Consider the following 17629-nt stretch of genomic DNA (forward strand, 5'->3'; position numbering starts at 1 on the left):
CCTTCGGCCTCAGGTGATGGTGAAGTCCGACGGCTTCCACGGCATCTTCGGATAGCGCGGATCCATGGTCTCCAGCGTGTCGCGGACGATGGCCGCGACGATGGCGTTGCGCGCCCACTTCCGATCAGCCGGCACGATGTGCCAGGGCGCGTGGTCGGTCGAACAGCGGGAGAGGGCGGTCTCGTAGGCTTTCTTGAAGGCGCCCCAGAGCTTGCGGTCCTCCAGGTCGCCGGCGTTGAACTTCCAGTGCTTCTCCGGCTCGTCCAGCCGCTCCTGCAAGCGCTCCGCCTGCTCGGCCTTGGAGATGTGCAGCATGAACTTCAGCACCACCGTGCCGTTGTCGGTCAGCAGCCGCTCGAAGTCGTTGATCGCCCGGTAGCGGTCCTCGATCGCCTCCTTCGGCGCGAGGTTGCGCACCCGGCCGACCAGCACGTCCTCATAGTGCGAGCGGTTGAAGATGCCGATCGTGCCGCGCCGCGGGGCGGCCATATGCACCCGCCACAGGAAATCGTGGGCGAGTTCCTCTTCGCTCGGCCGCTTGAACGCCGTCACCGTGACGCCGAGCGGGCCTGTGGCGTTGAAGACGCCGCGGATCGTGCCGTCCTTGCCCGAGGTGTCGGTGCCCTGGAGGACGACGAGCAGCGCCCGCTTGCCCTCGGCGTAGAGCCGGTCCTGCAGCCGGTCGATGGCCTCGGCATCCTCGACGAGGCGCGCCCGCACCTTGTCCTCGTCGCCGAGGAAGCCGACTTCGCGAGGGTCGATGTCGTCGAGATCCACCGCGCCGCCGGGGCTGACGAGGAGATGGGAGAGGTGCTTCGGGCAGGAATGCGACATGGGTCACCGCCGGGGAGGGGGCGGCATTGTTCCCGCGTCTGGGCGCCGGGTGCAAGCGCGGCCCTGCATCCGTGGGAGTGACCTGCCGTGTTCCCTCCATGGACGCGCCTTCGCGCGGCCCCGAGGAGACCCGACCATGCGGAAGACGATGATGACGGCCGTGGCAGCGGCCCTGCTGGCTATCGGCGGCGCCACGGCGGCCGAGGACTATGGCTCCTGGCCGCTCCTGCGCGACCCGTTTCCCAGCACGGGCGGCGGCGGCATCATGATCGGCGGTTACGATCCCGTCGTGGCCGACGGCAAGTGCACCACCGCCTTCACCGCGACGACGCCGGACGGCACGATCTACCGCAACCGGGTGGAATTCGACGCGGTGCCCGCCGCCGGCGGCATCCTCTGCACCAACGGCCGCTGGCGGGCCGAGGACGGCGGCGCCTCCGGCACCACGCCGTTCCGCGTCTTCATCAAGGACGGCGTGCGCCGCATGGCGCCGGACTGACCCTCACGCCCGCAGCGTCCTGGTCCGCCGCCTTCGCTGGATCGGCGCGATGACGGCGCGTCCGCCGAGCCAGCCGACGAGGAAGCCGAGTGCCGTCATCACCAGCCCTTCGCTGGTGACCGGCACGGCAGGCTCGAAGTTCTGCGCGGCGCGGCGGGCGATCTCAGGCTCATAGCTGCGCGCGAAGGTGGCGAGCCGCCAGAACGGTCCGGCGCTCTCGTAGGACTGGAGCTGAGCCTCCAGCCGCGCCGCCCGCGCCGCATCCGCCCGGATCTGCTCGCCGCGCTGGCGCACGAAGTCGTCGGGATTGCCGAGCAGCCGTTCGAGCCCGGTGTCCCGGTTCATCTGAAGGCGCGCGGCATCCGCATCGAACGCGCGGATAATGCGGTTGAGTTCGTCCACCGCGCCGCCGAGCCGCTGGCGGTACTGCTGGGCGAACTCCGGCACCTGCGAGGCCACGACGCCGAGGACCAGCGCGAGGAAGAAGACGATTCGGCGGAGGATCATCGGGGATGTCCGGGCGGCAACGCTGAAAGGGCAGGGCGCAGGAGCGCGTCGTTCGCCCCTGTCGTGAACAAATACCGCCGACATGCGTTCCCGTTCTACCGCCTGATACGCGGCTCGCCGGCTGCCCCGCAGCCGTTCCCCCATGTCTAGGAGAGCCCCATGACCACCAGACGCATGTTCTTCGGAACGATCGCCGGCCTCGCCGCCGTCGCAACTGCCGGCGGCCTGTCCAGCGCCGCGGAGGCCGCGCCGCTGGTTGCCGCGCCGACTGCCGCAGCCCCGGTCGAGATGCAGTCCGAGCAGACCCCGCGCGGCCGCGTCCTGCGTCGAGGCAGCCGCGGCGCCTATCGCCGCGAATGGCGCAACCGCCGCTATCGTCGCCGCTACTGGCGCCGCCGCGCCTATCGCCGCGGCTGGTAACAGCCCACCGGGCCCGCGTCGCAAGGCGCGGGCCCGTTCTTCGTCCGGGGGCAGGGCGCCGGGAAGCTCACCGCGTCGCGATGTCGCCCGCAATTGACTTCGCGGCGGCAATCCGCCAAACCCCCCGCCGGATGGGCGGGTAGCTCAGCGGTAGAGCACGTGACTTTTAATCATGTGGTCGAGGGTTCGATCCCCTCCCCGCTCACCATCCGCCTCTTCCCTCAGAGCGAGAAGCCGCCGTCGACGATGTGGATGGCGCCGGTGGTGTAGGCGGCCTCGTCCGAGGCGAGATAGACGGCCAGCATCGCAACCTCTTCCGCCGTGCCGAGCCGGCCGATGGGCTGGCGGTCGATGAAGGCCTTGCGGGCATCAGCCTCGGACTGACCGGTGGAGGCCGCCAGCGCCTTGATGCGCTCGTCCAGGGAAGGCGATTGGATCGTTCCCGGGCAGATGGCGTTGGAGCGGATGCCGCGGCGGATGTAGTCGATGGCCACCGACTTGGTGAGGCCGATCACGGCGGCCTTGGAGGCGCCGTAGGCGTAGCGGTTGAGCACGCCGCGCACGGACGAGGCGCCGGACGCGATGTTGACGATGGAGCCCGAACCCTTCTCCAGCATGCCCGGAAGGAAGGCGCGGATCGTGCGGTGCATCGACTTGACGTTGAGGTCGAAGGAGCGGTCCCAGTCCGCCTCGCTGGTGTCGAGGACGGTGCCGTGATGCACCCAGCCGGCGGCGTTGACGAGGATGTCGACGGGACCGGTCTTGGCGGCCAGCGCCTCGACGGCGCGGGTCGAGGTGACGTCCAGGCGCAGCTTCTTGGCCTTGGCGATCCCCTCGAGCTTCGCCTTGTCGATGTCGGTGGCGATCACCGTCGCACCCTCGGCCACGAAGGCCATGGCGATGGCACGCCCGATCCCATGCCCTGCCGCGGTCACGACCGCGACCTTGCCCGCCAGCCTCTTCGCCATGTCTCTCTCCCGTCTCGGCCGTTCTCTGCGGCTCAAATCGGTTGAAGTCGTGCCATGTCGCCGACGCGCCTGTCCAGCCGCCAGCTATCCGCCAAACCGCTGGGAGAGTTGCGTGTCGAAGGTTTTGAGATCGCCGAGCACCCGCTCCAGCAGGGCCGGATCGCGCAGGCGAAGGGCGGAATCGATCACGTCGATGGCGGCGCCGATCGCCTCCGCCTGGCGGCGGAACTCGCCGTTGCCGGCCGGGTCCAGCGCCGCGAAGGGCTCGCAGCGGCGCAGGGCGAAGCGATAGACGGCGGCCTTGGCGATGATGTCGCCGCGGGTCTCGCCGCGGGTGAGGTCGGCCGGCTGGCGCCTGTGCACCATCAGCGCCTCGGCGGCCTCGCTCGATTCGTCCAGGCATTCGACCAGGCCGTAGAGGCCGATGCTGCGCCGCAGGCCGATCCATTCGCGCTTCAGCGGAGAGAGTTCCTCGAGGGCGCTGTCCTGCCGCCCCTGGGCCAGCACCTCGGCGGCACGGCGCAGGCGCGCCCGGCCGCCTTCCATCACCTCGGCGAAGAGGCTGATCCGGCTGGTCACGGGCGGAGGGTCGGCGGTCGTCGCCGCCGCGGTCTCGTCCCAGAGGGCGATCAGCGCCTTGAGGGCGGCCTCGGCCTCCTCGGCGCGCCCGTTCCTCAGGCTCGTGGTGGCGGCGCGGTAAAGCACCTGCGCCTGGGTGAGGCCCTGGACGAGAACGGCCGTCGTGCGAGCCTCGGCGCAGGTCGCGAAGGCGGCGAGGCAGAGCGCGACCAGGGCGGCCAGCAGGCGGGAGCGGTTACATGTCGTCACGAACCGCACCTTACCCCAAGTCATCGGCGTCCCGCCAGCAGCCGATCCACGCTCGCCCGGTCTGGCATGCCCTTGCGACCGCCGAAGGCGGTGCACTTGAGGGCCGCCGCCGCATTGGCAAAGCGGACGGCCCGGTCGAGCGGCTGTCGTTCGGCGAGGGCGACGGCCAGCGCCCCGTGCCAGGTATCGCCGGCGCCCAGCGTATCCACCGCGGTCACGTCGAAGGCCGGAACGTGGCGCACGAGACGGCCCTCCATATACCAGGCGCCGCGCGCGCCATCCGTGACGAGGAACACGTTGGCGGCGCTTTCGGATGCATGGGCGAGGGCGGTGGCGAGGTCGTCGATGCCGGTCAGGTCGCGCAGCGCCGGCGCCGAAAAGCCGACATGGCTCGCCAGGGCCAGAACCTCCGGACGGTCCGGGCGGCGGTCGGCGTCCAGCACGGAGGGAAGGCCCGCGTCCCGCGCCAGCGGCAGCAGGGTGAGCGCCGCCTCGATCCAGCGCGTCTCGGCATAGGCGGCATGCGCCCCGGCGAGGGCGCCTTCGTCGATCCAGCCGGCATCGGAGGGAATGTCGGGGTCGGCATAGCTCACCACCAGCCGCTCGCCATGGCGGTCGATGACGACGGCCGAGACCGGCGAACGATGGCCGGGGCAGCGCTGCACCCGCGAGCAGTCGACGCCGTCGCGCTCCAGCTCCTCGATCATCATGGCGGCGAAGGCATCGTCGCCGAGGCGCGCGATCAGGGACACCGAGGCGCCGAGCCGGGCGCAGGCGGTGGCGGCGTTGCCGGCGAGCCCTCCGCCCGACGTCACCATTCGCGTCGAGCGGAACTTGAGCGGCACCGTCGGAATCTCGTCCAGGCCGTAAATGATGTCGAGCGTGGTAATGCCGGCGCAGACGATGCGCCGTCGCGGATCCGCGGTCATGACGAGGGCCGCGTCCCGACATAAAGGGCGCCGGCGGCGATGCAGAGGCCCGAGACCGCGATACCGACGGGCGGGGCGGTGAGCCAGACGAGACCCCAGGACAGAGCCATGGAGCCGAGCGCGATCGCCTTGATGCGGGGCGCGATGGCGCCGCGCTCGCGCCAGGTCCTCACCGGCGGGCCGAGGCGGGGATGGTTCAGAAGCCACCATTCGAAGCGCGGCGAGGAGCGGGCGAAGCACCAGGCGGCGAGGATGAGGAACACCGTGCCCGGCAGGCCGGGGAGGATGACGCCGATCACGCCGATGACCGTGAACAGGCATCCCGCGAGGAAGACCAGCAGGCGGAGGGGACGGGCGAGCATGGTCAGCCGGCCTTGATGAGGCGGATCGCCTCGTTGCGACCGAACAGATAGAGCAGATCGCGCAGCGCCGCGCCACGGGCCGAGGCGAGCTGCGGATCCGTCTCGATGATGAGCCTGGCGTCGCTGCGCGCCGTCTCCATCAGCGGCGCGTGGTGCTCGAGCCGGGCGAGGCGGAAGCCCGGCATGCCCGACTGCTTGGTGCCGAGGAGATCGCCTTCGCCGCGCAGCGTCAGATCCTCCTCGGCGATACGGAACCCGTCCTCGGTCTCGCGCATGATGTCGAGGCGGCGGCGCGCCGTCTCGCGCAGCGGCCCCTTGTAGAGCAGGATGCAGGTGGAGGCTGCGGCGCCGCGGCCGATGCGCCCGCGCAGCTGATGAAGCTGGGCAAGACCGAAATGTTCGGCGTGGTCGATCACCATGATCGAGGCCTCCGGCACGTCGACGCCCACCTCGATGACCGTGGTGGCGACGAGGAGGCGCGTCTCGCCGGCCGAGAAACGCACCATGGCGGCATCCTTGTCGGTGCCCTTCATCTGGCCGTGGACCATGTCCACCGCCGCGCCGAACCGCTGCTGGAGCAGGGCGAAGCGCTCCTCCGCGGCGGCGAGGTCCGGCGTGTTCTCGTCCGGCTCCTCCGCCTCGGCGACCAGCGGGCAGACCCAGTAGACCTGCCGTCCCGCCTCCAGCGCCCGGCCGATGCCGTCGACCACGTCTCCGAGCCGCTCCATGGCGATGACGCGGGTGTCGACCGGCTTGCGGCCGGCCGGCTTCTCGCGGAGCTGCGAGGATTCCATGTCGCCGAAATAGGTCAGAACCAGCGTGCGCGGGATCGGCGTCGCGGTCATCACCAGGAGGTCGACGGCCTCGCCCTTGGCCGCCAGCGCCAGGCGCTGCTGCACGCCGAAGCGGTGCTGTTCATCGATGACGGCGAGGCCGAGATCGTGGAAGCGCACATGCTCCTGGAACAGCGCGTGGGTGCCCACGACGATGGCGATGGCGCCCGAGGCGAGGCCGGCGAGGATGTCCTCGCGCTCGCGGCCCTTCTCCCGGCCGGTGAGGATCGCCACCCTGAGACCCGCGGCGGCGGCGAGCGGGGTCAGCGTCTTGGCGTGCTGGCGTGCCAGCAGTTCGGTCGGCGCCATCAGGGCGGATTGCCGGCCGGCCTCCGCGGCGGCGGCCATGGCCATGAGCGCCACCACCGTCTTGCCGGAGCCGACGTCGCCCTGGAGGAGGCGCAGCATGCGGGTCGGCGCACTCATGTCGGCGGCGATCTCGGCGATGGCCGCCGTCTGCGAGCCGGTGAGGGCGAAGGGCAGGGCGCCGGCGATGCGCTCCCGCAGCGACCCGTCGCCGACATTGCGGCGTCCCGCCGGCCGCTTCAGGTTGGCGCGGACGAGGCCGAGGGCGAGCTGGTTGGCGAGCAGTTCGTCATAGGCGAGCCGCGAGCGGGCGGGGCCATCGGGCGCGAAATCCTCGGGGCTTTCGGGCTGGTGCATGCGTTTGAGCGCCGCGGCGAAGTCTGGCCAGCCCTCGCGCGCCAGGTGCCGCGGCTCCAGCCATTCCGGCAGGACCGGCAGGCGGGCGAGAGCGGCCTCGGCGGCGCGCCGCACATGGCCGGAGCCGAGCCCCTCCGTCAGCGGATAGACCGGCTCCATCATCGGCATGGTCGCCGCCTGCTCCGGCGCCAGCACCCGATCGGGATGCACCATCTGGCGCATGCCGTCGAAGAGCTCGATGCGGCCGGAGACGATCCGCGTCTCGCCGACGGGGCACATCTGCTCGATGCGGCTGCGATGGGCGTTGAACCAGACGAGCGTCAGGTCGCCCGTCTCGTCCGAGACGAGAACCTTGTAAGGGGCCCGCGACTTGCCCGGCGGCGCCGGCCGGTGCCGTTCGACCAGCACGGCGAGGGTGACGATGGCGCCCGGCACGGCCTCGGCGAGCGTCGGCCGCGACCGCCGGTCGATCAGCCCGCTCGGCAGGTGGAAGAGGAGATCGACCACGCGCGGCGGCCCCTCGCTGGCGAGCAGCTTCGCATAGAGGCCTTCGAGTTTGGCGCCGACGCCCTTCAGGGTGGTCAGCCGCGCAAACAGGGGATCGAGTCGCGTGGGACGCATCGCGGCAATCTAGTCCGTGGCGTCCGCTGCCGACAGGCCCGCGGGCCGCGCGGCTTGTAAATCCCTCTCCGGCTTTGCTAGGGGTGCACCGCACCGGGTTTCGTCCGAAAGGGCCTGCCCGGCTTTTGCCGTTAGCTGCCCTGCATTCGCGCCGGCTCCGGAAACGGGCCTCGCGCGTAGATGCCGTGCAACACGCAACGAGGCCCTGTCGATGACCGGAACCACCCGTTCCTCCGCCGATCTCGATCCGCGCCGCCGGAAGATCCTCTTCCGCTCCTGGCATCGCGGCACGCGCGAGATGGACCTGATCATGGGCCGGTTCGCCGACGTGCATATCGGCGACTTCAGCGAGGCGGAGCTCGACGATTTCGAGCGCCTGATCGAGGTGCCGGACCGCGACCTCTTCGCCTGGGTCACCGACAAGGCCGATACGCCGGCCAATTACGACACCTCGGTCTTCCGCTCGCTCAAGACCTTCCACGCCGAGGGCCGCGGGGCCTGGGTCGGCTGATGGCGAAACGTTCTCCCGCCGACGTCGTCGCCTCGCGCGGGCGGTTGACCCTCGCGGGCGTGCCGCAGGGCTACGACGCTCTCGTCGTCGCCGACCTCGCCCGCCAGCTCCATGCCAAGGGCGACCAGGCCTCGCCCGAGCTGCTTGTGATCTGCCGCGACGGCCCGCGCATGCAGGCCATGGAGACGGCGCTGGCCTTCTTCGCGCCGGGCATCGAAATCCTCACCGTCCCCGCCTGGGACTGCCAGCCCTATGACCGCGCTTCCCCCAACGGCGCCGTCATGGCGCGGCGGATGCTGACCCTGTCGCGCCTCGCCCGCACCACCGGCCGCGCGACCCCGGCCATCGTGCTGACCACGGTCAACGCCGCGCTGCAGCGGGTGCCCGCGCGCGCGGTCCTCGCGCAGCAATCGCTGTCCGCGGCGCCGGGCAACGTCATCGCCATGACCGACCTGCAGTCCTGGCTGGAGACCAACGGCTACCTGCGCACCTCGACCGTGCGCGAGGTCGGCGAATATGCCGTGCGCGGCGGCATTCTCGACCTCTTCGCGCCGGGCCTCGACGCGCCCATCCGCCTCGACTTCTTCGGCGACACGCTGGAGTCAATCCGCTCCTTCGACCCGGAGACCCAGCGCACCACCGGCAATCTGCGCCGCCTCGACCTCGTGCCGACGGCGGAAATGCAGATCACCACCGAGACCATGTCGAAGTTCCGGCTCGCCTATGTGCGGGCCTTCGGCGGCTCGACCAAGGGCGACGCGCTCTACGAGGCGGTCTCCGAGGGGCGCCGCCACCCCGGCGTGGAACACTGGCTGCCGCTGTTCCACGACCGTCTCGACACGCTCTTCGACTATTTGCCCGATGCCGGCATGGTCCTCGACGCCCAGGTGGAGGAAGCGGCGCGCGAGCGTCTGACCACGATCGCCGACTACTACGATGCGCGGAAGACGGCGCTCGAGCAGGACGCCTCCGCCTCCTACAAGCCGCTGCCGCCGGACGCGCTCTATCTGTCGCCCGCGGACTGGGACCGCCGGAGCGGCGGCGAGGCCGTCGTGAAGCTCTCGCCCTTCGCGCTCGCCGGCGCCTCCGACGGCGCCTTGATCGACCTCGGGGGCCGGCGCGGCCGGTCCTTCGCGGCGGAGCGGGCCGACGAGAACGCCAATGTCTTCGACGCCGTGACGGCCCATGTGGCGGCGCTGCGCAAGGACAAGAAGCGCGTCCTGGTCGCCGCCTGGTCGGAGGGGTCGCGGGAACGGCTCCAGCCGATCCTCGAGGACCACGGGCTGAAGGCGCTGCGACCGGTGGCGAGCTGGTCCTCCGCCCAGGCCCTGCGCGGCGACGAGATCGCGCTGGCCGTGCTCGGCGTCGAGGAGGGCTTCGAGACACCCGACTTTGCCGTCGTCGGCGAACAGGACATTCTCGGCGACCGTCTCGTCCGTGCCCAGAAGCGGCGGAAGAGGGCGCAGGACTTCCTCTCCGACGTCACGAGCCTGTCGGCCGGCGATCTCGTCGTCCATGTCGACCACGGCATCGGCCGCTTCGTCGGCCTGAAGACGGTCACTGCGGCGGGCGCGCCGCACGACTGCGTCGAGCTGCACTATGCCGGCGGCGACAAGCTCTTCCTGCCGGTGGAGAACATCGAGCTCCTCACGCGCTACGGCTCGGAGGACGCGGAGGCCCAGCTCGACAAGCTCGGCGGCGGCGCCTGGCAGGCCCGCAAGGCCCGCCTCAAGAAGCGCATCCTCGAAATGGCCGCCGGTCTCATCAAGATCGCCGCGGCCCGTGCCCTGCGCGAGGCGCCGAAGCTGGTGGCGCCCGACGGCGCCTATGACGAGTTCGCCGCCCGTTTCCCCTATGACGAGACGGACGATCAGGCCGGCGCCATCGATTCCGTGCTGGAGGACATGGGTTCCGGGCGGCCGATGGACCGGCTCGTCTGCGGCGACGTCGGCTTCGGCAAGACCGAGGTGGCGCTGCGCGCCGCCTTCGCCGCCGTCATGAGCGGCAAGCAGGTGGCGGTGGTGGTGCCGACGACGCTTCTCGCCCGGCAGCACTACAAAACCTTTGCCGAGCGCTTCAAGGGGCTCCCGGTGACGGTCGCCCAGGCTTCCCGCATGGTCGGCTCCGCCGATCTCGCCGCCGCCAAGAAGGGCCTGGCGGACGGGACGGTCGACATCGTCGTCGGCACCCACGCCCTGCTCGGCAAGACCATTTCCTTCAAGGATCTCGGCCTCGTCATCGTCGACGAGGAGCAGCATTTCGGCGTCGGCCACAAGGAGCGGCTCAAGGAGCTGCGCGCCGAGGTCCATGTGCTGACCCTGACCGCGACGCCGATCCCGCGGACGCTCCAGCTCGCCATGACCGGCGTGCGCGACCTGTCCATCATCGCGACGCCGCCGGTCGACCGCCTCGCGGTCCGCTCCTTCGTGACGCCCTTCGACCCGCTGATCATCCGCGAGGCCCTGCTGCGCGAACGCTACCGCGGCGGCCAGGCCTTCTTCGTCTGCCCGCGCATCGAGGATCTGGCGGAGGCCGAGGCCTTCCTGCGCGAGCACGTGCCGGAGGCGAAGTTCATCGTCGCCCACGGGCAGATGGCGGCCGGCGACCTCGAGGACCGCATCGGCGCCTTCTACGACGGCAAGGTCGACATCCTGCTCTCCACCACCATCGTCGAATCCGGCCTCGACATCCCGCGCGCCAACACGCTGATCGTCTGGCGCGCCGACATGTTCGGCCTCGCCCAGCTCTACCAGCTGCGCGGCCGCGTCGGCCGGGCCAAGACCCGCGCCTATGCGCTCTTCACGCTGCCTGAGAAGAAGCCGGTGACGCCGCAGGCCGAGCGAAGGCTGAAGGTTCTCCAGTCTCTCGACACGCTCGGCGCGGGCTTCCAGCTCGCCTCCCACGACCTCGACATCCGCGGTGCCGGCAACCTCCTCGGCGACGAGCAGTCCGGCCACATCAAGGAGGTCGGCTACGAGCTCTACCAGCAGATGCTGGAGGAGGCGGTGTCGATGATGAAGGCCGGCCTCGTCGAGGAGACGGTCGAGGACAAGTGGTCTCCGCAGATCACGGTGGGCACACCCATCCTTATCCCCGAGACCTATGTGGAGGACCTCGGCCTCCGCCTGCAGCTCTACCGCCGGCTCGGCGACCTCGACACCGACGAGGCGATCGACGCCTTTGCCGCCGAGATGATCGACCGCTTCGGCCCGCTCCCGGAGGAGGTGCAGCACCTCGTCAAGGTGGCGGTGATTAAGGCCTATTGCCGCAGAGCCAACGTCGAGAAGGTCGATTCGGGGCCGCGCGGCATCGTCATGACCTTCCGGGACGGCAAATTCGCCAATCCCGCCGGGTTGGTGCGCTATATCGGCGAGCAGGGCTCGCTGGCCAAGGTCCGCCCCGACCAGAAGATCGTCTTCATCCGCGACTGGCCGAAGGCCGAGGACCGCCTGAAGGGAACGGCTGTCATCCTGCGCAACCTTGTGAAGATCGCCGAGACGAAGAAGGCGGCGTGAGGCTCAGGCCGCGGGGGCGGGCGGTGACGGCCCGCCCGTGACCTCGATGACGCCGTGGTCCTGGGTCATGAAACAGACTTGGACATCCCGTCCCTGGACCGCAAACTCCTCGGCGAGCCGCTCGGCCAGGAGGCGGCCTTCCGCCTCGTGCGCTGCGAGGAACCCGTCGTCGTCCCGAACGGCGCCGGGATTGTCCCAGTCCAGCGCATCGTCGAACCGCTCCGCCCAGGCCGCGAGATCGGTGACGAGGCTTGGCGACAGGCCGAGCACCTCCGGATCGAGATTGCCGGAATAGGCCTGGTCCATCGACCACAGCGGGTGGCAGGCGTAGTCGGCCATCACCTTGATGCGCTCCGGGCGGGTGTAACTGCGCTCCGGGGCTTCTGGAAACGGCGTGCCCACCGGCTCATAGGCAACCCGCTCCGCACCGAGCACGGCCGCCATCCGTTCCGCCAAGGCGCGTCCCTCGGCCGCGTGGCGGGCCGCCGCGTCCGGGTCGGCGAAGCCGCCGGTACGTTTTCGCGCCGGTATGGTCGCGAGATAGGCCTCCTCCCAATCGAGAATATCGGCCACCAGCGCTTCGCCGAAGGTGCTGACGGCGAGGGATTGCGGCACGACACGCCCCGTGGCGTCGTCGGCGAAGGGCAGGACGAAGGGCCGCACCATCAACCGCACCCTGCCGGGCAGCACCTCCGGCGTCTCCGGCTCGACGGGCTCGATGGAAAAGCCCCGCCGCCCGCCGAGGGTCTCGGAAGCCTTCGCGACGTGCCAGGCCACGAAGGCAGCGAGGGCGATTCCTGCAATCGCCGCCGGCCAGGGATCGTCCCACGGCCAGCGCAGATGCGCCGTCGCGGCGGCGGCCGCCACGAGCCCCGTCGCACCGAGATAGACGAGGAAGGCGTTGCGGGTGCGACGCCGGCCGGCGGGGTCCGGCGGGTCGTCCGGATCGATCAGCCTCGGAGCCGCGTGGCCGAGATAGGCGGCTTGTGCGGCGGCACAGGCGAGAAAGGCGGGGAGGGCGAGGATGCTCAGCGCGAGCAGCAGAACGCCGCCCGCGAAGACACTCGCCGCGATCCCCAGCATCCACCGCCCGCGCAGCCGATCGGCGCGCGGCACCGGCTTCAGGGTGAGCCCGGCGAGGGCCTTGTCGAGGAAAGCCTCCATCACCATCTGACGGGCGGCGATCAGCCCGGCGAGGATGTAGAAGGCGCCGATGAGACGGAGGATGATCTCCACGCCGCTCATCGTGTCCATTCCCTCGTCTGGTCGTTCGCATCCACCCGGCGTTCCCCATCGCCGCCGCGCCCGCCGAACGGCAGGGATGCGGAGGCCTTTGTCCACCACATCTGGCGAGACCACACGTCCGCCCCTATTTTGGGGCTAGCCTCCGGCGGCGTGGCTCGGCATGATTCCCGCAGTGCAGGCGTCCATATTCGCATCGGAATGGACATCGATCGAACCGGCTATCAGGCGTGGCGTCAATGCGGCACGAAATTGGGACCATGACACAAGACGCAGGAGCGGCGAGGGGCGAGGACGAGGCGGCGGGACGCTGGACCGCCGGCACCGTCATGGCCGGCAAGCGGGACGAGCGCGACCAGGATCCGACGGGTCCCGGCACCTCCGTCATCGCCAAGACGCGCCCCCAGACCAAACGGCCGAGCCTCTACCGGGTTCTGCTGCTCAACGACGACTACACGCCCATGGAGTTCGTCGTGCACATCCTCCAGAAATTCTTCAACAAGAGCACCGACGACGCCACGCGCATCATGCTGCACGTTCACCAGCACGGCGTCGGCGAGTGCGGCGTCTACACCTACGAGGTGGCGGAGACCAAGGTGACCCAGGTCATGGACTTCGCCCGCAAGAACCAGCATCCGCTGCAATGCGTGATGGAAAAGAAATGAGTTTTGCGAGGGTCGGTTTTCCGGCACTCTTGGGCGCTTCGGCGCACAGCGAACGTTGACGAGGTCCCCTTGCCTTCATTCTCCCGCAGCCTTGAACAGTCACTCCACCGGGCCCTCGCGCTCGCCAACGAGCGCCGTCACGAATATGCGACGCTCGAGCACCTGCTCCTCGCTCTGGTCGACGATCAGGACGCAGCGGCTGTGATGAAGGCCTGCAGCGTCGACCTCGAGAAGCTCAAGAAGAGCCTCGTCGGCTATGTCGATTCCGAGCTCGAGAACCTGATCACCGACGGCTCGGAGGATTCCAAGCCCACCGCCGGCTTCCAGCGCGTCATCCAGCGTGCCGTCATCCACGTCCAGTCCTCCGGCCGTGAGGAGGTGACGGGCGCCAACGTGCTGGTGGCGATCTTCGCCGAGCGCGAGAGCCATGCCGCCTATTTCCTGCAGGAGCAGGACATGACCCGCTACGATGCGGTCAACTACATCAGCCACGGCATCGCCAAGCGCGCCGGGCTGTCCGAGACCCGCGCGCCCAAGGGGGCCGAGGAGCCGGAGGAGGCCAAGGAAAAGGCCCCTGACGGCGACAAGAAGAAGGGCGACGCGCTCGACACCTATTGCGTCAACCTCAACAAGAAGGCGCGCGAGGGCCGCATCGACCCGCTGATCGGCCGCGACAGCGAGATCAGCCGCACCATCCAGGTTCTCTGCCGCCGCCAGAAGAACAACCCGCTGCTGGTCGGCGATCCCGGCGTCGGCAAGACCGCCATCGCCGAGGGCCTGGCCAAGCGCATCGTCGAGAACGACGTGCCCGAGGTTCTGAAGGACGCAACCGTCTTCTCCCTCGACATGGGCACGCTGCTCGCCGGCACCCGCTACCGCGGTGATTTCGAGGAACGGCTGAAGCAGGTGATCAAGGAGGTGGAGGCCCACCCCAACGCCATCATGTTCATCGACGAGATCCACACGGTGATCGGCGCCGGCGCCACCTCCGGCGGCGCGATGGACGCATCGAACCTTTTGAAGCCGGCGCTCGCCCAGGGCACGCTGCGCTGCATCGGCTCGACCACCTACAAGGAATACCGCCAGTATTTCGAGAAGGACCGGGCCCTCGTCCGCCGTTTCCAGAAGATCGACGTCAGCGAGCCGACGGTGGAGGATTCCATCGAGATCCTGAAGGGCCTGAAGACCACCTTCGAGACCTATCACAAGCTGCGCTACACCAACGAGGCCATCAAGGCGGCGGTCGAGCTCTCGGCCCGGTACATCCACGACCGCAAGCTGCCCGACAAGGCGATCGACGTGATCGACGAGAGCGGCGCGGCGCAGATGCTTGTGCCAGAGGGCAAGCGCAAGAAGACGATCGGCCTCAAGGAGATCGAGGCGACGATCGCGACCATGGCGCGCATCCCCCCGAAGACCGTCTCCAAGGACGACGCCGAGGTGCTGCGCAACATCGAGACGACGCTGAAGCGCGTGGTCTACGGCCAGGACAAGGCGATCGAGGCGCTCTCCGCCTCCATCAAGCTGGCGCGCGCCGGCCTGCGCGAACCGGAGAAGCCGATCGGCAACTACCTGTTCTCCGGCCCCACCGGCGTCGGCAAGACCGAGGTCGCCAAGCAGCTCAGCCAGGTGCTCGGCGTCCAGCTCCTGCGCTTCGACATGTCGGAGTACATGGAGCGCCACACGGTCTCGCGGCTGATCGGCGCGCCTCCCGGCTATGTCGGCTTCGACCAGGGCGGCCTGCTCACCGACGGCGTCGACCAGAATCCCTATTGCGTGCTGCTGCTGGACGAGATCGAGAAGGCCCATCCGGACCTCTTCAACATCCTCCTGCAGATCATGGACCACGGGAAGCTGACCGACCACAACGGCAAGCAGGTGGATTTCCGCAACGTCATTCTGATCATGACGACCAATGCGGGTGCCGCCGACCTCGCCAAGCCCGCCATCGGCTTCACCCGCAACAAGCGGACCGGCGACGATTCGGAGGCGATCAACCGGCTCTTCGCGCCGGAATTCCGCAACCGCCTCGACGCCGTCATCGCCTTCGGCCATCTGTCGACCGAGGTGATCGGCAACGTCGTGGAGAAGTTCGTCCTCCAGCTCGAGGCCCAGCTCGCCGACCGTCAGGTCACGATCGAACTGTCGCCCGACGCCAAGGACTGGCTGATCGAGCGCGGCTACGACGAGCAGATGGGCGCCCGGCCCATGGCGCGCGTCATCCAGGAATATGTGAAGAAGCCGCTGGCCGAGGATCTCCTCTTCGGGCGGCTGAAGAACGGCGGTCACGTCCGCGTGATCGTCTCCAAGGACGAAGAGGGTTTCCCCATCCTCTCCTTCGACTATCCCGCCGGACCCGTGACGCCGCGCGCCGAGCCTGTGGCGCCCGACGTGCGCCGTATCGCCAAGAGCGCGGCGGCCAGGAAGTCGGCACCCGCCAAGCCCAAGCGCAAGCCCAAGGGCGGCGGGAACGGCGGCGGCGGGGGCGGCGTCCCGGTTCCCTCGGAACCGCGGCGACCCTCGGGCTCCGTGCCCAAGGTTCCGCTGAAGGCGGACTGACCACCGCGAAACGACATCGGGCCCGGCCGATCCCATGGGGATTGCGCCGGGCCCGGTCTTTTCAGGCCCGCGAATGCCCCGCATGCAGGATCGCTCCTTGCCACGGCGCGCGGCCTGGCCGAGTGATCCCAGTCTGATGCACGCCGAAAACCCGCCACTGCCGCCGCTCAAGCCCGGCGCCTACTACCGCCAGGGCCTGCGCGCGGCTGCGGCCCTGCCGGCCGTCATCCTTGCCGCCACCTTCATCGGGATCGGCTCGGTCTGCGCCGATTACGGCATGCCGCTGGCCTGGGCCATGCTGGCCACCGTGCTGATCTGGGCGGGACCGGCCCATCTCATCCTCGTCGGCGGCCTCGGCTCCGGTGCCTCCTGGCTCGCCGTCGCCCTCACCGTCGGCCTGTCCTCGGTGCGGCTCCTCCCCATGGTGGTTTCGCTGCTGCCCTATCTGAGGCTGCAGAACCGCCATCCGGTCACCGCGGTCGCCTGCGCCCACCTCGTCGCCATCTCGATATGGGTCGAGGGCCTGCGCCTGCTGCCGAAGATCGACGGGGAGGGGCGGGTGCCCTTCTTCCTCGGGCTCGGCACTGGCCTGTTGACCTCCGCCACCACGGCGACCGCGGTGGGCTACGGCCTCGCCGGCGTCATTCCCCATGCCTTCGCGGCGGGGCTCTTGTTCTTGACCCCGATCTTCTTCCTGCTGTCGCTCTTCACCACGGCGCGCATCCTGTCGGATCAGCTCGCCATCGCCTTCGGCTTCTTCGGCCTGCTGGTGGGCGCACTGACGGGAGACGGGCTGGAGCTGCTCTATGCCGGCCTCGGCGGCGGTACGCTCGCCTATGGTCTGGCGCGGCTGAAGCGGGCGAGGGACGCGGTGTGACCCTCTTCGGCTCCGACCTCACGCCCTATATCGCCCTCATACTCGTCGGCTTCCTGCCGAGCGAGATCTGGCGCTGGATGGCGCTGGTGGTCGGGCGCGGCCTCGACGAGAACTCGGAAATCCTGATCTGGGTGCGCGCGGTGGCGACCGCCACCCTGGCCGCCGTCGTCGCCAAGCTCGCCTTCTTTCCCGGCGGCGCCCTCGCCAGCCTGCCGCTCGGCTGGCGCATCGGCGCGTTTCTGGCCGGTGTGGCGGTCTACTGGATCGGCCGGCGCAGCGTGCTCTTCGGCGTGCTCGCCGCCGAGCTCGTCATCGTCGGCGGCGCCTTCTGGCTCGGACTGAAATAGTCAGCCGCCCGCCTGCATGGCTTCGAGCGCGGCGCGGATGGTCGCCGCATGGGTCGCCAGAACCTCGGGGTTCTCCATGGCGCCTGTATGGGGCCGCAGCGGAACGCCGGTCCAGCGCGGCAGCACGTGGACGTGGATGTGGAACACCACCTGGCCGCCGGCGCTCTCGTTGAACTGCTGGATGGTCAGCCCGTCGGCCGCCATGGCGCGCTTGACGCCCTTGGCGACGAACTGAACGGCCCGCGCGAGATCGGCGAGGTCGTCGGGGTGGATGTCGAGGATGTTGCGCGCCGCCGCCTTGGGGATGACCAGCACGTGCCCGTCGGCGCGCGGCATGATGTCCATAAAGGCCAGCACCTTGTCGGTCTCGTAGACCTTCTGGGCCGGCATCTCGCCGCGCAGGATCTTGGCGAAGACGTTGTTTGGGTCATAGGCGGTGGCTGACATGA

17 protein-coding genes and 1 tRNA gene are annotated in these 17629 nt (G+C 69.6%); 9 read left to right on the forward strand and 9 right to left on the reverse strand.

Annotated elements, in window-relative coordinates:
• Window positions 1-9: 9 nt before the first annotated feature.
• Window positions 10-834 carry a polyphosphate kinase 2 family protein gene (locus C6569_RS07275; RefSeq protein ID WP_106748219.1) on the reverse strand — a complete coding sequence of 275 codons (825 nt, stop codon included), beginning with the start codon at window positions 832-834 and terminating at the stop codon, window positions 10-12.
• A 136-nt stretch (window positions 835-970) separates the two neighbouring features.
• Between C6569_RS07275 and C6569_RS07280 the strand changes: the two genes are divergently transcribed.
• On the forward strand, window positions 971-1333 hold the full coding sequence (locus C6569_RS07280) for a hypothetical protein (protein WP_106748220.1): 363 nt from the start codon (window positions 971-973) through the stop codon (window positions 1331-1333).
• Window positions 1334-1336: 3 nt separating this feature from the next.
• Here the strand turns inward: C6569_RS07280 and C6569_RS07285 are convergent, their stop codons facing one another.
• The gene (locus C6569_RS07285) at window positions 1337-1840 is read right to left on the reverse strand and encodes a DUF2937 family protein (protein ID WP_181313945.1); all 504 of its coding nucleotides are present in this window, start codon (window positions 1838-1840) and stop codon (window positions 1337-1339) included.
• Window positions 1841-1999: 159 nt separating this feature from the next.
• On the opposite strand from C6569_RS07285, the gene C6569_RS07290 reads away from it, so the two are divergent.
• Window positions 2000-2260 (forward strand): hypothetical protein, encoded by a 261-nt coding sequence (locus C6569_RS07290; protein WP_146144751.1) that lies wholly within the window; start codon window positions 2000-2002, stop codon window positions 2258-2260.
• 133 nt (window positions 2261-2393) lie between these two features.
• Window positions 2394-2468, forward strand: a tRNA-Lys gene (locus tag C6569_RS07295).
• A gap of 13 nt (window positions 2469-2481) precedes the next feature.
• On the opposite strand, the gene C6569_RS07300 is transcribed toward C6569_RS07295, so the two are convergent.
• The 5 genes from C6569_RS07300 to recG all read right to left on the reverse strand — a co-directional run bounded on the left by C6569_RS07300 (window position 2482) and on the right by recG (window position 7464).
• Window positions 2482-3228 carry an SDR family oxidoreductase gene (locus tag C6569_RS07300; protein WP_106748223.1) on the reverse strand — a complete coding sequence of 249 codons (747 nt, stop codon included), beginning with the start codon at window positions 3226-3228 and terminating at the stop codon, window positions 2482-2484.
• Window positions 3229-3312: 84 nt separating this feature from the next.
• Window positions 3313-4056, reverse strand: a complete 744-nt coding sequence (locus tag C6569_RS07305) for a hypothetical protein (protein ID WP_146144752.1) — start codon at window positions 4054-4056, stop codon at window positions 3313-3315.
• Window positions 4057-4076: 20 nt separating this feature from the next.
• Complete coding sequence (locus tag C6569_RS07310) at window positions 4077-4985, reverse strand: PfkB family carbohydrate kinase (RefSeq protein WP_106748225.1); 909 nt, start codon at window positions 4983-4985, stop codon at window positions 4077-4079.
• Window positions 4982-5347 (reverse strand): YbaN family protein, encoded by a 366-nt coding sequence (locus C6569_RS07315; RefSeq protein WP_106748226.1) that lies wholly within the window; start codon window positions 5345-5347, stop codon window positions 4982-4984. Before C6569_RS07315 ends, C6569_RS07310 begins: the two co-directional genes overlap by 4 nt.
• Before the next feature lie 2 nt (window positions 5348-5349).
• Window positions 5350-7464: an ATP-dependent DNA helicase RecG gene (recG, locus tag C6569_RS07320; protein ID WP_106748227.1), complete on the reverse strand. Its 2115-nt coding sequence runs from the start codon at window positions 7462-7464 to the stop codon at window positions 5350-5352.
• Window positions 7465-7675: 211 nt separating this feature from the next.
• Here recG and C6569_RS07325 point away from each other — a divergent pair, with 211 nt between their 5' ends.
• Together C6569_RS07325 and mfd are read left to right on the forward strand one after the other, a co-directional pair.
• Window positions 7676-7975, forward strand: a complete 300-nt coding sequence (locus C6569_RS07325) for an FAD assembly factor SdhE (RefSeq protein WP_106748228.1) — start codon at window positions 7676-7678, stop codon at window positions 7973-7975.
• On the forward strand, window positions 7975-11490 hold the full coding sequence (mfd, locus tag C6569_RS07330; RefSeq protein ID WP_106748229.1) for a transcription-repair coupling factor: 3516 nt from the start codon (window positions 7975-7977) through the stop codon (window positions 11488-11490). Before C6569_RS07325 ends, mfd begins: the two co-directional genes overlap by 1 nt.
• Before the next feature lie 3 nt (window positions 11491-11493).
• Here the strand turns inward: mfd and C6569_RS07335 are convergent, their stop codons facing one another.
• Window positions 11494-12744, reverse strand: a complete 1251-nt coding sequence (locus tag C6569_RS07335; protein WP_106748230.1) for a hypothetical protein — start codon at window positions 12742-12744, stop codon at window positions 11494-11496.
• A gap of 317 nt (window positions 12745-13061) precedes the next feature.
• Between C6569_RS07335 and clpS the strand changes: the two genes are divergently transcribed.
• The 4 genes from clpS to C6569_RS07355 all read left to right on the forward strand — a co-directional run bounded on the left by clpS (window position 13062) and on the right by C6569_RS07355 (window position 17180).
• Window positions 13062-13397, forward strand: coding sequence for an ATP-dependent Clp protease adapter ClpS (clpS, locus tag C6569_RS07340; protein WP_106748231.1), 336 nt, complete (start codon window positions 13062-13064; stop codon window positions 13395-13397).
• 69 nt (window positions 13398-13466) lie between these two features.
• Window positions 13467-15956, forward strand: a complete 2490-nt coding sequence (clpA, locus tag C6569_RS07345) for an ATP-dependent Clp protease ATP-binding subunit ClpA (RefSeq protein ID WP_106748232.1) — start codon at window positions 13467-13469, stop codon at window positions 15954-15956.
• 136 nt (window positions 15957-16092) lie between these two features.
• Entirely contained in the window at window positions 16093-16833 is a 741-nt protein-coding gene (locus C6569_RS07350; protein ID WP_181313946.1) for an AzlC family ABC transporter permease, read from the forward strand.
• Entirely contained in the window at window positions 16830-17180 is a 351-nt protein-coding gene (locus C6569_RS07355; protein WP_106748234.1) for an AzlD domain-containing protein, read from the forward strand. The genes C6569_RS07350 and C6569_RS07355 overlap by 4 nt, the downstream gene beginning before the upstream one ends.
• Here the strand turns inward: C6569_RS07355 and C6569_RS07360 are convergent, their stop codons facing one another.
• A complete protein-coding gene (locus C6569_RS07360; protein WP_106748235.1) occupies window positions 17181-17627 on the reverse strand; it encodes an HIT family protein in 447 nt (148 codons plus the stop codon).
• Window positions 17628-17629: the final 2 nt, after the last annotated feature.

The sequence above is a fragment of the Phreatobacter cathodiphilus genome (genome assembly GCF_003008515.1).
Classification (GTDB): Bacteria; Pseudomonadota; Alphaproteobacteria; order Rhizobiales; family Phreatobacteraceae; genus Phreatobacter; species Phreatobacter cathodiphilus.